The 12,320-nt window shown below is 53.2% G+C and carries 24 protein-coding genes; all 24 read right to left on the bottom strand.

The window, feature by feature from the left end:
* Positions 1-587 precede the first annotated feature (587 nt).
* Positions 588-971, bottom strand: coding sequence for a 50S ribosomal protein L17 (gene rplQ / locus VZC39_RS01345; protein WP_005307999.1), 384 nt, complete (start codon positions 969-971; stop codon positions 588-590).
* A 43-nt stretch (positions 972-1,014) separates the two neighbouring features.
* Positions 1,015-2,004: a DNA-directed RNA polymerase subunit alpha gene (locus tag VZC39_RS01340; protein WP_005307997.1), complete on the bottom strand. Its 990-nt coding sequence runs from the start codon at positions 2,002-2,004 to the stop codon at positions 1,015-1,017.
* Between the two features lie 25 nt (positions 2,005-2,029).
* Positions 2,030-2,650, bottom strand: coding sequence for a 30S ribosomal protein S4 (gene rpsD / locus VZC39_RS01335; protein WP_010672568.1), 621 nt, complete (start codon positions 2,648-2,650; stop codon positions 2,030-2,032).
* 40 nt (positions 2,651-2,690) lie between these two features.
* Positions 2,691-3,080 (bottom strand): 30S ribosomal protein S11, encoded by a 390-nt coding sequence (rpsK, locus tag VZC39_RS01330; protein ID WP_005319702.1) that lies wholly within the window; start codon positions 3,078-3,080, stop codon positions 2,691-2,693.
* A gap of 14 nt (positions 3,081-3,094) precedes the next feature.
* Positions 3,095-3,451, bottom strand: a complete 357-nt coding sequence (gene rpsM / locus VZC39_RS01325) for a 30S ribosomal protein S13 (protein ID WP_005307991.1) — start codon at positions 3,449-3,451, stop codon at positions 3,095-3,097.
* Between the two features lie 139 nt (positions 3,452-3,590).
* A complete protein-coding gene (gene rpmJ / locus VZC39_RS01320; protein WP_005319705.1) occupies positions 3,591-3,704 on the bottom strand; it encodes a 50S ribosomal protein L36 in 114 nt (37 codons plus the stop codon).
* Between the two features lie 27 nt (positions 3,705-3,731).
* Entirely contained in the window at positions 3,732-5,060 is a 1,329-nt protein-coding gene (secY, locus tag VZC39_RS01315; RefSeq protein WP_349920653.1) for a preprotein translocase subunit SecY, read from the bottom strand.
* 8 nt (positions 5,061-5,068) lie between these two features.
* A complete protein-coding gene (rplO, locus tag VZC39_RS01310) occupies positions 5,069-5,506 on the bottom strand; it encodes a 50S ribosomal protein L15 (RefSeq protein ID WP_434665120.1) in 438 nt (145 codons plus the stop codon).
* A gap of 2 nt (positions 5,507-5,508) precedes the next feature.
* Positions 5,509-5,688 (bottom strand): 50S ribosomal protein L30, encoded by a 180-nt coding sequence (rpmD, locus tag VZC39_RS01305; RefSeq protein WP_005307985.1) that lies wholly within the window; start codon positions 5,686-5,688, stop codon positions 5,509-5,511.
* Positions 5,689-5,694: 6 nt separating this feature from the next.
* Positions 5,695-6,195 (bottom strand): 30S ribosomal protein S5, encoded by a 501-nt coding sequence (gene rpsE, locus VZC39_RS01300; RefSeq protein ID WP_100860714.1) that lies wholly within the window; start codon positions 6,193-6,195, stop codon positions 5,695-5,697.
* A gap of 14 nt (positions 6,196-6,209) precedes the next feature.
* A complete protein-coding gene (gene rplR, locus VZC39_RS01295; protein WP_025325389.1) occupies positions 6,210-6,563 on the bottom strand; it encodes a 50S ribosomal protein L18 in 354 nt (117 codons plus the stop codon).
* 9 nt (positions 6,564-6,572) lie between these two features.
* Complete coding sequence (gene rplF, locus VZC39_RS01290; protein WP_349920652.1) at positions 6,573-7,106, bottom strand: 50S ribosomal protein L6; 534 nt, start codon at positions 7,104-7,106, stop codon at positions 6,573-6,575.
* Between the two features lie 13 nt (positions 7,107-7,119).
* Positions 7,120-7,512, bottom strand: a complete 393-nt coding sequence (gene rpsH / locus VZC39_RS01285) for a 30S ribosomal protein S8 (RefSeq protein ID WP_005307980.1) — start codon at positions 7,510-7,512, stop codon at positions 7,120-7,122.
* A gap of 19 nt (positions 7,513-7,531) precedes the next feature.
* Positions 7,532-7,837, bottom strand: a complete 306-nt coding sequence (rpsN, locus tag VZC39_RS01280) for a 30S ribosomal protein S14 (RefSeq protein WP_005331161.1) — start codon at positions 7,835-7,837, stop codon at positions 7,532-7,534.
* Between the two features lie 10 nt (positions 7,838-7,847).
* Positions 7,848-8,387: a 50S ribosomal protein L5 gene (gene rplE / locus VZC39_RS01275; RefSeq protein ID WP_005331162.1), complete on the bottom strand. Its 540-nt coding sequence runs from the start codon at positions 8,385-8,387 to the stop codon at positions 7,848-7,850.
* 13 nt (positions 8,388-8,400) lie between these two features.
* A complete protein-coding gene (gene rplX / locus VZC39_RS01270) occupies positions 8,401-8,718 on the bottom strand; it encodes a 50S ribosomal protein L24 (RefSeq protein ID WP_025325387.1) in 318 nt (105 codons plus the stop codon).
* Positions 8,719-8,729: 11 nt separating this feature from the next.
* A complete protein-coding gene (rplN, locus tag VZC39_RS01265; protein WP_005307975.1) occupies positions 8,730-9,098 on the bottom strand; it encodes a 50S ribosomal protein L14 in 369 nt (122 codons plus the stop codon).
* A 148-nt stretch (positions 9,099-9,246) separates the two neighbouring features.
* On the bottom strand, positions 9,247-9,495 hold the full coding sequence (rpsQ, locus tag VZC39_RS01260) for a 30S ribosomal protein S17 (protein WP_005307966.1): 249 nt from the start codon (positions 9,493-9,495) through the stop codon (positions 9,247-9,249).
* On the bottom strand, positions 9,495-9,686 hold the full coding sequence (gene rpmC, locus VZC39_RS01255; protein ID WP_005307965.1) for a 50S ribosomal protein L29: 192 nt from the start codon (positions 9,684-9,686) through the stop codon (positions 9,495-9,497). The genes rpsQ and rpmC overlap by 1 nt, the downstream gene beginning before the upstream one ends.
* On the bottom strand, positions 9,686-10,099 hold the full coding sequence (gene rplP, locus VZC39_RS01250; RefSeq protein WP_005307963.1) for a 50S ribosomal protein L16: 414 nt from the start codon (positions 10,097-10,099) through the stop codon (positions 9,686-9,688). Before rplP ends, rpmC begins: the two co-directional genes overlap by 1 nt.
* Positions 10,100-10,112: 13 nt before the next feature.
* Positions 10,113-10,826 carry a 30S ribosomal protein S3 gene (gene rpsC, locus VZC39_RS01245; protein ID WP_005307962.1) on the bottom strand — a complete coding sequence of 238 codons (714 nt, stop codon included), beginning with the start codon at positions 10,824-10,826 and terminating at the stop codon, positions 10,113-10,115.
* Positions 10,827-10,829: 3 nt separating this feature from the next.
* On the bottom strand, positions 10,830-11,174 hold the full coding sequence (gene rplV / locus VZC39_RS01240) for a 50S ribosomal protein L22 (RefSeq protein ID WP_005319741.1): 345 nt from the start codon (positions 11,172-11,174) through the stop codon (positions 10,830-10,832).
* Positions 11,175-11,184: 10 nt separating this feature from the next.
* Entirely contained in the window at positions 11,185-11,463 is a 279-nt protein-coding gene (rpsS, locus tag VZC39_RS01235) for a 30S ribosomal protein S19 (protein WP_005307960.1), read from the bottom strand.
* A gap of 22 nt (positions 11,464-11,485) precedes the next feature.
* Entirely contained in the window at positions 11,486-12,307 is an 822-nt protein-coding gene (gene rplB, locus VZC39_RS01230) for a 50S ribosomal protein L2 (protein WP_100292730.1), read from the bottom strand.
* Between the last annotated feature and the right edge of the window lie 13 nt (positions 12,308-12,320).

Raw genomic sequence — 12,320 nt, 5'->3', positions numbered from 1 at the left:
GTCGATGGAGGCGCATTATAGGGAGCAGAATTCTGCTGGCAACCCCTTTGCCGCAATAAATCGTCAAAAATACGCATTTAGTTAGTTATTCATAATGAAGCACAGCTTTTATACAGACTTACCCACAGGCAGCGTCCATGCGGGAGCATCATCATCCGTATAGATACGGAACAACCAAGACATATCACCCCACGTAACATGCTTCCTCGCTCAAGGTCAGGAGAAAGCGAAATACCGGAGTGGAACATAAATAAGTCAAAAGAAGGACTGACCTGGTTGAGGCAGTTGAGGCAGTTGAGGCAGTTGAGGCAGTTGAGGCAGTTGAGGCAGTTGAGGCAGTTGAGGCAGTTGAGGCAGTTGAGGCAGTTGAGGCAGTTGAGGCAGTTGAGGCAGTTGAGGCAGTTGAGGCAGTTGAGGCAGTTGAGGCAGTTGAGGCAGTTGAGGCAGTTGAGGCAGTTGAGGCAGTTGAGGCAGTTGAGGCAGTTGAGGCAGTTGAGGCAGTTGAGGCAGTTGAGGCAGTTGAGGCAGTTGAGGCAGTAAAAGAATCCCTTAAAAGAAAAGCCGGGACAAGCCCGGCTTTTTCTTTATCACTCAGCAGCTGCTTCAGCAGCGGCCGGGCGGTCTACCAGCTCAATGTAAGCCATAGGAGCGTTGTCGCCTGCACGGAAACCGCATTTCAGAATGCGAGTATAACCGCCGGCGCGCTCCAGGTAGCGCGGGCCCAGTTCATTGAACAGCTTAGCCACGATCGCGTTATCGCGAGTACGGGCAAATGCCAGGCGACGATTAGCAACGCTATCAGTCTTGGCAAGGGTGATCAGCGGTTCAACTACACGACGCAGCTCTTTTGCCTTAGGCAGAGTCGTCTTGATGATCTCATGACGAACCAGGGAGCTGGCCATGTTGCGGAACATAGCCTGACGATGGCTGCTGTTCCGGTTCAGTTGACGACCACTCAAACGATGGCGCATGACCTTATCCTTCTAACTAAATCTGTGAAACCCGTAATCTGGATTACTCGTCAGCGATGCTGGCGGGCGGCCAGTTCTCAAGGCGCATGCCAAGAGACAGACCACGGGAGGCCAACACGTCCTTGATCTCAGTCAGGGACTTCTTACCGAGGTTAGGAGTTTTAAGCAACTCGACCTCGGTACGCTGTACCAGATCACCAATATAGTGGATAGCTTCTGCCTTCAGACAGTTCGCTGAACGAACTGTCAGCTCCAAATCATCGACAGGACGCAGCAGAATCGGATCAAACTCGGGTTTCTCTTCTTTCTTCTCGGGCACGCTGACATCGCGCAGATCCACGAAGGCTTCCAGTTGCTCAGCCAGGATAGTGGCAGAACGACGGATGGCTTCTTCAGGATCCAGAGTACCATTGGTCTCCATGTCGATAACGAGCTTGTCCAAGTCGGTGCGCTGTTCCACACGTGCCGCCTCAACATTGTAGGCGATGCGAACGATGGGGCTGAACGCGGAGTCCAGCAGCAGGCGACCAATAGGACGCTCTTCATCATCGTTGTGAACACGAGCAGAAGCAGGCACATAACCACGACCGCGCTGAACTTTCAGGCGCATGCTGATCTCAGCATTGGCACCTGTCAGGTGGCAGATTACGTGCTCCGGGTTTACGATCTCGACTTCATCACCGTGAGTGATATCACCAGCGGTAACGGGGCCTGTTCCAGACTTGGTCAGGGACAGAGTTACCTCGTCCTTGCCTTCCAGCTTCACAGCGATACCTTTCAGGTTGAGCAGGATTTCAAGAATGTCTTCCTGTACACCTTCTTTGCTGCTGTACTCGTGCAGTACTCCGTCGATCTCGACTTCAGTAACCGCACAACCGGGCATAGATGACAGCAAAATACGACGCAGAGCATTGCCCAGCGTGTGACCAAAGCCACGCTCAAGCGGCTCGAGAGTCACTTTCGCGTGAGTCGGGCTAACTTGCTCGATGTCAACTAGCCGCGGTTTAAGAAAATCTGTTACAGAACCCAGCATTGTGTCCTCTCTTTAGAAGCTAGCTTTACTTGGAGTAAAGCTCGACGATCAGCTGTTCGTTAATGTCGGCAGACAGGTCGGAACGCTCTGGCAGGCGCTTGAAGGCACCTTCCATCTTAGCAGCGTCAACCTCTACCCAAGTCGGCTTCTCGCGCTGACCAGCAACTTCCAGGGAAGCTTTGATACGCGCTTGCTTTTTAGCCTTCTCACGAACGCAGATCACGTCCTCAGGGGATACCTGGAAAGAAGGAACATTCACGACACGGCCGTTTACCATGATGGCTTTGTGGCTCACCAGCTGACGAGATTCAGCACGAGTGGCGCCGAAGCCCATGCGGTAGACGACGTTGTCCAGACGACCTTCCAGCAGCTGCAACAGGTTTTCACCGGTGTTACCCTTTTGACGGGCAGCGTCGCGGTAGTAGTTGCGGAACTGTTTTTCCAATACGCCGTAGATACGACGTACTTTTTGTTTCTCGCGCAGTTGCACACCGTAGTCGGACAGACGCGCTTTACGCGCACCGTGTTGACCAGGAACGGTGTCAATCTTGCACTTAGAATCAATCGCACGAACACCAGACTTCAGGAAGAGGTCGGTGCCCTCACGACGGCTAAGCTTAAGCTTAGGACCGATATATCTTGCCATCTTCTTTCTCCAACAATCCTAGACCAAGTAGCTACCAGCGTTACACGCGGCGCTTCTTGGGAGGACGACAACCGTTGTGCGGGATCGGAGTCACATCAGTAATGTTAGTGATGCGGAAACCAGCCGCGTTCAGAGCGCGGATGGAAGACTCACGACCGGGACCCGGACCTTTGACCATGACTTCCAGGTTCTTCACGCCGTATTCTTTGGCGATCTCACCAGCACGCTCAGCAGCTACCTGGGCAGCAAACGGAGTGGACTTACGGGAACCACGGAAACCGGAACCACCAGAGGTAGCCCAAGACAGAGCATTGCCCTGACGGTCAGTAATGGTCACGATTGTGTTGTTGAAAGATGCATGAACGTGCGCAATACCGTCGCTCACTTGCTTTTTAACGCGCTTGCGAGCACGAGTCGGAGTTTTAGCCATTTTCTACCTTCCCGTTACTTCTTGATAGCCTTGCGCGGACCCTTACGGGTACGAGCATTGGTCTTGGTACGTTGACCACGAACAGGCAGGCTACGACGGTGACGCAAACCACGGTAGCAACCCAGATCCATCAATCGCTTGATGTTCATGGAAATCTGACGACGCAAGTCACCTTCAACGGTGAATTTACCTACTTGCTCGCGCAGACTCTCGATCTGAGCTTCGTCCAAGTCTTTAATTTTCACATTCTCAGCAATACCGGCTGCGGCACAGATGGCCTTGGAGCGGGTACGACCGACGCCATAAATTGCAGTCAACGCAATGACTGCGTGCTTATGGTCAGGAATGTTAATGCCAGCGATACGGGCCACTGTTCACTCCTACGTAGCGTAGATAACGACCACCACAAAGCCCGTGAGCGGATACGTGGCGGTCAACCAATACACAACAAAAGTTGGCTGGCTATATTAGCCAGCACAACTATTTGTTGCAAGTACTAACCGTAAAAAATTAGCCTTGGCGCTGTTTATGCTTTGGCTCACTGCAAATCACACGCACCACACCGTGACGCTTGATGATTTTGCAGTTACGGCAGATTGCCTTAACGGAAGCACGAACTTTCATTGCTTAACTCCGTAACTACGCCGACCTTTAGCGGCCGTAGCCCTTCAGGTTGGCCTTCCTCAGGACGTCGCCATATTGATGAGACATCATATGGGTTTGTACCTGAGCCATGAAGTCCATGATAACCACCACGATAATCAGCAGCGAAGTGCCACCGAAATAGAACTGTACGTTCCAGGCAGTCATCAAGAACTGAGGTACCAGACAGATAAAGGTTATATAGAGCGCACCTGCCAATGTCAGGCGTGTCATAACCTTATCGATGTAACGTGCTGTCTGCTCGCCCGGGCGAATCCCCGGGATAAAGGCTCCACTCTTCTTCAGGTTATCTGCTGTCTCGCGGGGGTTGAATACCAACGCGGTATAGAAGAAGCAGAAGAAGATAATGGCTGCTGCATAGAGCATTTCATACAGGGGCTGACCCGGCTGCAGGACCATAGAGACCTGTTGCAGGATATCAGCGACCTTGCCCTCGCCCTGACCAAACCAAGAGGTAATGGTCCCAGGGAAGAGGATAATGCTCGATGCGAAAATCGCAGGAATCACACCGGCCATATTCACTTTCAATGGCAGGTGTGTGCTTTGCGCGGCGAATACCTGGCGGCCTTGTTGACGTTTGGCATAGTTAACGACGATACGACGCTGACCACGCTCCACGAACACCACAAAGTAAGTCACTGCGAAAACAATCAAGCCCAGCAACAACAACAGCAGGATGTGCAATTCCCCTTGACGTGCCTGTTCGGCCGTAGCGCCAATGGCATGAGGCAGACCGGCAACGATACCTGTGAAGATAATCAACGAGATACCATTACCAATCCCACGCTCGGTAATCTGTTCACCCAACCACATCAAGAACATGGTACCGGTGACCAGACTCACAACGGCTGTGAAATAGAAGCCCAAACCCGGATGAGTCACGAGTCCTTGCATCATATTCGGCAGACCGGTTGCGATACCAATGGCCTGGAAAGTTCCCAAAACCAGCGTGCCCCAACGGGTATATTGGCTAATCTTGCGACGGCCGGCTTCACCTTCCTTCTTGAGTTCAGCAAGAGCGGGGTGAACCACAGTCAGCAGCTGGATGATGATCGACGCCGAAATGTACGGCATGATCCCCAGCGCAAGAATAGAAGCACGCGAGAGTGCACCACCACTGAACATGTTGAACATCTCAATGATGGTGCCCTTCTGTTGTTGGAACAACTCGGCCAGTACGGCGGCGTCAATACCAGGAATCGGCACATAAGAGCCTGCACGGAAAACGATAATCGCCCCGAGAACGAAGAGCAGACGGCTCTTCAGTTCACTCAGACCACCTTGTGCTTTAACATCCAATCCTGGTTTCTTAGCCATTGTACTGATTATTCCTCGATTTTACCGCCAGCGGCCTCGATGGCTGCACGTGCACCCTTGGTGACGGACAGACCATGAACAGTCACAGCACGGTCAATGTTGCCAGACAGAACAACTTTAGCGAACACGATGTTTTTGGTAATAACACCGGCTTGCTTCAGAGTGCTCACATCGACCACATCACCTTCTACCAGGGCGATTTCGTTCAGACGCACTTCGGCAGACACCAAAGATTTGCGGGAGAAGAAACCGAACTTCGGCAGACGGATTTTCAAAGGCATCTGGCCACCCTCGAAGCCGTTGCGAACTTTGCCGCCACCGGAACGAGAAGTTTGACCTTTAACACCACGACCACCAGTTTTGCCCAGACCAGAACCGATACCACGGCCCGGACGGTGCTTAACGCGCTTGGAACCAGCGGCCGGAGACAGAGTATTCAGACGCATGCTTAGCCCTCCACCTTAACCATGTAATAAACCTGGTTGATCATGCCGCGTACGCAGGGAGTATCTTCCAGCTCAACGGTGTGACCAATGCGACGCAGACCCAGACCACGCAGAGTCGCCTTGTGCTTTGGCAGACGGCCGATAGAGCTGCGAGTTTGAGTTACTTTTACAGTGTTAGCCATGTCGCATTACCCCAGAATTTCTTCAACGCGCAGACCACGCTTGGCAGCGATCTGTTCCGGCGATTGGCCGTGTACCAGAGCGTCTACAGTTGCGCGAACAACGTTGATTGGGTTGGTGGAACCGTAGGTCTTAGCCAGCACGTTGTGGATACCAGCCACTTCCAGCACGGCACGCATGGCGCCGCCGGCAATGATACCAGTACCTTGGGAGGCCGGCTTCATGAACACGGTGGAGCCAGAGTGAACACCACGCACCGGGTGGTGCAGAGTGCCGTTGTTCAGCTCAACCTTGTTCAGGTTACGCTTAGCCTGTTCCATTGCCTTTTGAATGGCAGCCGGAACTTCACGGGCTTTACCGTAACCGTAACCTACACGGCCGTTACCATCACCCACCACGGTCAACGCGGTGAAGGACATGATACGACCACCTTTAACAGTTTTCGAAACACGGTTTACTGCAATCAGCTTTTCTTGCAGTTCGCCGGCTTGAGATTCGATTTTAGCCATCTTCGACTCCTAGCTTAGAACTGAAGACCAGCGTCACGAGCAGCGGCAGCCAGAGCGGCTACACGACCGTGATACTTGAAACCGGAACGATCGAAAGATACGTTCTGAACGCCTTTGGCAATCGCACGCTCAGCGATAGCTTTACCTACAGCGGTAGCTGCATCAGCATTACCGGTGTATTTGATAGCTTCACTGATGGCTTTCTCTACTGTGGAAGCAGAGGCCAGAACTTCGGAACCGTTGGCTGCGATAACCTGCGCATAGATATGACGCGGGGTACGGTGAACAACCAGACGGGTAGCTCCCAGTTCCTGCATCTTTTTCCGAGCACGAGTAGCACGACGGAGACGAGCTGCTTTCTTGTCCATAGTGTTACCTTACTTCTTCTTAGCTTCTTTAGTACGCACTTGCTCATTGGCATAGCGTACACCCTTGCCCTTGTAGGGCTCCGGAGCGCGGTAAGAACGGATATCGGCGGCGACTTGGCCAACCAGCTGCTTGTCCACACCACGGAGAACGATCTCAGTAGCGGTCGGGCATTCAGCGGTGACACCAGCCGGCAGCGCATGCTCTACCGGGTGAGAGAAGCCCAGAGCCAGCGCGACAGCATTGCCCTTGATGGAGGCTTTGTAACCTACACCAACCAGCTGCAGCTTGCGCTCGAAGCCTTGGGTAACACCGATTACCATGTTGTTGACCAATGCACGGGCAGTACCGGCCTGAGCGTCAGCACCAGCGATGCCGTCGCGCGGGGCGAACTTCAGTACATTGTCTTCTTTGGTCACTTCTACACCGGCGTGGATGGAACGAACCAGGGAACCTTTACCACCTTTGATGGACAGTTCCTGACCGTTCAGAGTCACCTCTACGCCAGCAGGAATAGTGACGGGTGCCTTAGCAACGCGAGACATTTCCGACCTCCTATTAAGCGACGTAGCAGATGATCTCACCACCCATGCTTGCCTTGCGGGCAGCACGGTCGGTCATCACACCTTTAGACGTGGACACGATAGCAACACCGAGACCGCCCATGACTTTCGGCAGATCAGTAGTGCGCTTGTAAATACGCAGGCCGGGACGGCTCACGCGTTGGATCAGTTCTACAACCGGCTTGCCCTGGAAATATTTCAGTTCAATTTCCAGTTCCGGCTTCACGTCACCAGCTACGGAGTAGCCAGCGATGTAACCTTCTTCTTTCAGCACTTTGGCAATAGCCACTTTCAGCTTGGAAGAAGGCATGGAAACCGCAACTTTGCTCGCCGCCTGACCGTTACGGATGCGGGTCAGCATATCCGCGATCGGATCTTGCATGCTCATAGTCTAACTCCCGAGATTCTTACCAAGAGGCCTTTTTGAGGCCTGGAATTTCGCCCTTCATGGCATGCTCACGCACCTTGATGCGGGACAGACCAAACTTGCGCAGGAAACCGTGCGGACGACCAGTAATATTGCAACGGTTACGCTGGCGGGACGGACTGGAATCACGGGGCAGCTGTTGCAGTTGCAAGACAGCGTCCCAACGCGCTTCTTCAGAAGCGTTCATATCAACGATGATAGCTTTCAGCTCGGTACGCTTGGTCGCGAACTTGGCTGCCAGCTTCGCACGCTTTGCTTCGCGCGCTTTCATGGATGTTTTAGCCATAACCCTAACCTTACTTGCGGAATGGGAAGTTAAAGGCAGCCAGCAGAGCACGGCCTTCTTCGTCGGTATTCGCGGAAGTGGTGATGGTGATATCCAGACCACGGACGCGATCGACCTTGTCATAGTCGATTTCCGGGAAGATGATTTGCTCACGCACGCCCATGGAGTAGTTACCACGGCCATCGAACGCCTTGGCGTTCAGACCACGGAAGTCACGGATACGCGGTACGGAGATGCAAATCAGCCGTTCCAGGAACTCCCACATACGCTCGCCACGCAGGGTTACTTTACAACCTATCGGGTAGCCTTCACGAATCTTGAAGCCCGCAACAGATTTGCGTGCTTTGGTGATCAGCGGTTTCTGACCGGAAATGGCAGCCATATCGGCAGCCGCATTTTCCAGCAGTTTCTTGTCAGAGATCGCTTCACCAACACCCATGTTCAGGGTGATTTTCTCGATCCGAGGGACTTGCATGATAGTCTTGTAACCGAACTGCTTGGACAGTTCATTTACTACATCGGATTTGTAGTAATCATGCAGTTTCGCCATCGTTAAACTCCAATTACTTCACAAGTTCGCCGGTGGATTTGAAGAAACGGACTTTCTTGCCGTCTTCAATCCGGAAACCAACGCGGTCAGCCTTGCCAGTGGCAGAGTTGAACAGCGCGATGTTAGATACATCGATGGGGGCTTCTTTGGTGACGATACCGCCAGCCTGACCCAGTGCGGGTACCGGCTTCTGGTGTTTCTTCACCTGGTTGATGCCTTCAACGATTACCTTACCTTTTGCAATCAGGACTTGAGTGACTTTGCCACGCTTGCCCTTGTCTTTGCCGGTAAGAACAATTACTTCGTCTTCGCGACGGATTTTAGCTGCCATCGTTCGACTCCTTACAGTACTTCGGGTGCCAGGGACACAATCTTCATGAACTTCTCATTACGGAGTTCACGGGTCACCGGGCCAAAAATACGAGTACCGATTGGCTGTTGGTTGTTGTTAAGCAACACAGCCGCATTGTTGTCGAAACGGATGACAGAGCCGTCCGGACGACGAACGCCTTTACGGGTGCGTACGACCACCGCGTTATACACATCACCTTTCTTCACTTTACCGCGAGGAATAGCTTCCTTGATGGAAACCTTAATGATGTCGCCGATGCCGGCGTAACGGCGGTGCGAACCACCCAGAACCTTAATACACATTACACTGCGAGCGCCGGAGTTGTCGGCAACACCCAGCATACTTTGCATCTGGATCATCTTAGTGCTCCGCTTTGTTTACTTCTTATCCCTTGCGGGGATCTGGCTGCCTTCAAAAGGCGCGAAACTATAACACAGCTGTTTTTGAAAAGGTAGCCTAAAAAACAAACGGCCCCGATACGGGGCCGTTTGAGCTAAAAAGTACCGATTAGGCCTTTTCTACGACAGCAACCAGGGTCCAGGACTTGGTCTTGGACAGCGGGCGGCACTCGCGGATTTCCACGAGATCGCCAGCTTTACACTCGTTGTTCTCGTCGTGTACGTGCAGCTTGGTAGTGCGCTTGATGATCTTACCGTAGATCGGGTGCTTTACCTTGCGCTCGATAGCAACAGTGATGGACTTGTCCATCTTGTCGCTGATTACACGACCTTGCAGAGTACGGATCTTGTCAGTCATTACGCACCTGCCTTCTCAGTCAGTACAGTCTTGATACGTGCGACGTCACGACGCACTTGTTTCAGAGTGTGAGTCTGAGCCAGCTGGCCGGTGGAAGCTTGCATGCGCATGTTGAATTGCTCACGCAGCAGACCCAGCAGCTCCTGGTTCAGTTCTTCGACGCTCTTTTGACGCAGATCTTGGGCTTTCATCACATCACCGTCTTGATTACGAAAGTGGTCTGAACGGACAGCTTAGCAGCGGCCAGGGCGAATGCTTCACGGGCCAGAGCCTCGGGAACACCGTCCATCTCGTACAGAACTTTGCCAGGCTGGATCGGGCATACCCAGTATTCGACGTTACCCTTACCTTTACCCATACGAACTTCGAGGGGCTTTTCGGTAATCGGCTTGTCCGGGAACACACGGATCCAGATTTTACCCTGACGCTTAACGTGACGGGTCATGGCACGACGGGCTGCTTCGATTTGACGAGCAGTCAGTTGACCACGGGATGTCGCCTTCAGGCCGAAGGTACCGAAGGATACTTCGTTACCGGAGTTGGCCAGACCGCGGTTACGACCCTTGTGGGTCTTGCGGAATTTAGTACGCTTTGGTTGCAACATTTACCGAATCTCCTTACTTGGCAGCGCGGCGCTTGTTGTCACGCTTGGGCTTCGCAGGAGCTTGCTCTTGAGCAGCGGCAGCATTGACTGCAGCCAGACCGCCCAGAACTTCGCCCTTGAAGATCCAAACTTTAACGCCGATCACACCGTAAGTGGTGTGGGCTTCAGAAGTTGCGTAGTCGATGTCGGCACGCAGGGTGTGCAACGGCACACGACCTTCACGGTACCATTCGGTACGCGCGATTTCAGCGCCGCCCAGACGACCGGACACTTCAACTTTGATGCCCTTGGCACCCAGGCGCATGGCGTTCTGTACGGCGCGCTTCATAGCGCGACGGAACATTACGCGACGTTCCAGCTGAGAAGTGATGCTGTCGGCAACCAGTTTGCCATCCAGCTCCGGCTTGCGGACTTCGGAAATGTTGATCTGAGCAGGCACGCCAGCAATAGTGGCTACAGCTTTGCGCAGTTTCTCAACGTCTTCGCCTTTCTTGCCGATCACGACACCCGGACGAGCGGTGTGAATGGTCACACGGATGCTCTTGGCCGGACGCTCGATAGTGATCTTGGACAAGGAAGCGTTTTTCAGCTCCTTGGTCAGGAACTGGCGTACTTGGAAATCGCTGTACAGGTTGTCAGCGAAGTCTTTGGTGTTCGCGAACCAGGTAGAATTCCAAGGCTTGGTAATACCCAGGCGAATGCCATTAGGATGTACTTTCTGACCCATTGCTTATCTCCCAGCCTTAGCGTCGGATACCACTACAGTGATGTGAGCGGTACGCTTGAGGATACGATCCGCGCGACCTTTGGCACGCGGGCGGATGCGCTTCATGGAGGGACCTTCGTCTACCATGATGGTGGCAACACGCAGGGCGTCGATGTCGGCGCCTTCGTTGTGCTCAGCGTTGGCAATGGCAGATTCCAGCACTTTCTTCACCAGAACAGCAGCCTTTTTCGGGCTGAAGGTCAGGATGTTCAGAGCCTTGTCTACGGACAGACCACGTACTTGATCGGCTACCAGACGAGCTTTCTGGGCAGAAGTACGGGCATAACGGTGTTTAGCGATAGCTTCCATCATTTATCCCTTAGCGCTTCTTAGCCTTCTTATCAGCAGCATGGCCGCGATAAGTACGAGTCGGTGCGAATTCACCCAGTTTGTGACCGATCATTTCTTCGGTAACGAAAACCGGAACGTGCTGACGACCATTATGGACAGCGATGGTCAAACCGATCATGTTCGGGATGATCATTGAACGACGGGACCAGGTCTTAACCGGCTTTTTATCCCCGCTTTCCACCGCTTTCTCTACCTTCTTCAGCAAGTGCAGGTCAATAAATGGACCCTTCTTGAGAGAACGTGGCATGGTGATTCCTCTATGTTAACAATTACTTGTTACGACGACGTACGATGTACTTGTCGGTACGCTTGTTCTTACGGGTCTTGAAGCCCTTAGCCTTCTGGCCCCATGGGGACACAGGCTGCATGCCCTTGTTACGACCCTCACCACCACCGTGCGGGTGATCAACCGGGTTCATCGCCATACCGCGAACGGTCGGACGAATACCACGCCAGCGGTTTGCACCGGCTTTACCCAGTTGACGCAGCATGTGCTCGGAGTTACCGACTTCACCGATGGTAGCGCGGCACTCGGCCAGAACTTTACGTACTTCGCCGGAACGCAGACGCAGAGTTACATAGTTACCTTCACGAGCCAGGATCTGGATGAAAGTACCAGCGGAACGAGCCAGCTGGGCACCTTTACCAGGCTTCATCTCTACGGCGTGAACGGTAGAACCGACCGGGATGTTACGCATCGGCAGGGTGTTACCTACCTTGATCGCAGCATCAGCACCAGAAGCGATAGCATCACCTGCTTTCAGGCCTTTCGGAGCCAGGATGTAACGACGCTCACCGTCTGCATACAGCACCAGGGCGATGTTTGCGGTACGGTTAGGATCGTATTCCAGACGCTCTACTTTGGCCGGAATGCCGTCTTTGTCGCGCTTGAAGTCGACCAGACGGTAGTGTTGCTTGTGACCACCACCGATGTGACGAGTGGTGATGCGGCCGTTGTTGTTACGACCACCGGACTTGCTTTTGCTGTCCAGCAGAGCGGCGAAGGGCTTGCCCTTGTACAGCTCTTGGTTGACGATCTTGACGACGTGGCGGCGGCCCGGAGAAGTAGGCTTGCACTTAACGATTGCCATTTTTGAGAACTCC

It is taken from the genome of Aeromonas sp. NJAU223, assembly GCF_051125555.1.
Lineage (GTDB): Bacteria > Pseudomonadota > Gammaproteobacteria > Enterobacterales > Aeromonadaceae > Aeromonas > Aeromonas veronii_G.
The sequence above is the reverse complement of the archived record's forward strand: the minus strand, read 5'-3'. Positions and strand labels throughout refer to the sequence as shown.

What these genes read in the sequence shown, in the direction of transcription:
- rplQ (WP_005307999.1), bottom strand. Translation starts at nt 971, where the DNA reads ATGCGCCATCGTTTGAGTGGTCGTCAACTGAACCGGAACAGCAGCCAT.
- VZC39_RS01340 (WP_005307997.1), bottom strand. Translation starts at nt 2,004, where the DNA reads ATGCTGGGTTCTGTAACAGATTTTCTTAAACCGCGGCTAGTTGACATC.
- rpsD (WP_010672568.1), bottom strand. Translation starts at nt 2,650, where the DNA reads ATGGCAAGATATATCGGTCCTAAGCTTAAGCTTAGCCGTCGTGAGGGC.
- rpsK (WP_005319702.1), bottom strand. Translation starts at nt 3,080, where the DNA reads ATGGCTAAAACTCCGACTCGTGCTCGCAAGCGCGTTAAAAAGCAAGTG.
- rpmJ (WP_005319705.1), bottom strand. Translation starts at nt 3,704, where the DNA reads ATGAAAGTTCGTGCTTCCGTTAAGGCAATCTGCCGTAACTGCAAAATC.
- secY (WP_349920653.1), bottom strand. Translation starts at nt 5,060, where the DNA reads ATGGCTAAGAAACCAGGATTGGATGTTAAAGCACAAGGTGGTCTGAGT.
- rplO (WP_434665120.1), bottom strand. Translation starts at nt 5,506, where the DNA reads ATGCGTCTGAATACTCTGTCTCCGGCCGCTGGTTCCAAGCGCGTTAAG.
- rpmD (WP_005307985.1), bottom strand. Translation starts at nt 5,688, where the DNA reads ATGGCTAACACTGTAAAAGTAACTCAAACTCGCAGCTCTATCGGCCGT.
- rpsE (WP_100860714.1), bottom strand. Translation starts at nt 6,195, where the DNA reads ATGGCTAAAATCGAATCTCAAGCCGGCGAACTGCAAGAAAAGCTGATT.
- rplR (WP_025325389.1), bottom strand. Translation starts at nt 6,563, where the DNA reads ATGGACAAGAAAGCAGCTCGTCTCCGTCGTGCTACTCGTGCTCGGAAA.
- rplF (WP_349920652.1), bottom strand. Translation starts at nt 7,106, where the DNA reads ATGTCTCGCGTTGCTAAGGCACCCGTCACTATTCCTGCTGGCGTAGAG.
- rpsH (WP_005307980.1), bottom strand. Translation starts at nt 7,512, where the DNA reads ATGAGCATGCAAGATCCGATCGCGGATATGCTGACCCGCATCCGTAAC.
- rpsN (WP_005331161.1), bottom strand. Translation starts at nt 7,837, where the DNA reads ATGGCTAAAACATCCATGAAAGCGCGCGAAGCAAAGCGTGCGAAGCTG.
- rplE (WP_005331162.1), bottom strand. Translation starts at nt 8,387, where the DNA reads ATGGCGAAACTGCATGATTACTACAAATCCGATGTAGTAAATGAACTG.
- rplX (WP_025325387.1), bottom strand. Translation starts at nt 8,718, where the DNA reads ATGGCAGCTAAAATCCGTCGCGAAGACGAAGTAATTGTTCTTACCGGC.
- rplN (WP_005307975.1), bottom strand. Translation starts at nt 9,098, where the DNA reads ATGATCCAGATGCAAAGTATGCTGGGTGTTGCCGACAACTCCGGCGCT.
- rpsQ (WP_005307966.1), bottom strand. Translation starts at nt 9,495, where the DNA reads ATGACTGACAAGATCCGTACTCTGCAAGGTCGTGTAATCAGCGACAAG.
- rpmC (WP_005307965.1), bottom strand. Translation starts at nt 9,686, where the DNA reads ATGAAAGCCCAAGATCTGCGTCAAAAGAGCGTCGAAGAACTGAACCAG.
- rplP (WP_005307963.1), bottom strand. Translation starts at nt 10,099, where the DNA reads ATGTTGCAACCAAAGCGTACTAAATTCCGCAAGACCCACAAGGGTCGT.
- rpsC (WP_005307962.1), bottom strand. Translation starts at nt 10,826, where the DNA reads ATGGGTCAGAAAGTACATCCTAATGGCATTCGCCTGGGTATTACCAAG.
- rplV (WP_005319741.1), bottom strand. Translation starts at nt 11,174, where the DNA reads ATGGAAGCTATCGCTAAACACCGTTATGCCCGTACTTCTGCCCAGAAA.
- rpsS (WP_005307960.1), bottom strand. Translation starts at nt 11,463, where the DNA reads ATGCCACGTTCTCTCAAGAAGGGTCCATTTATTGACCTGCACTTGCTG.
- rplB (WP_100292730.1), bottom strand. Translation starts at nt 12,307, where the DNA reads ATGGCAATCGTTAAGTGCAAGCCTACTTCTCCGGGCCGCCGCCACGTC.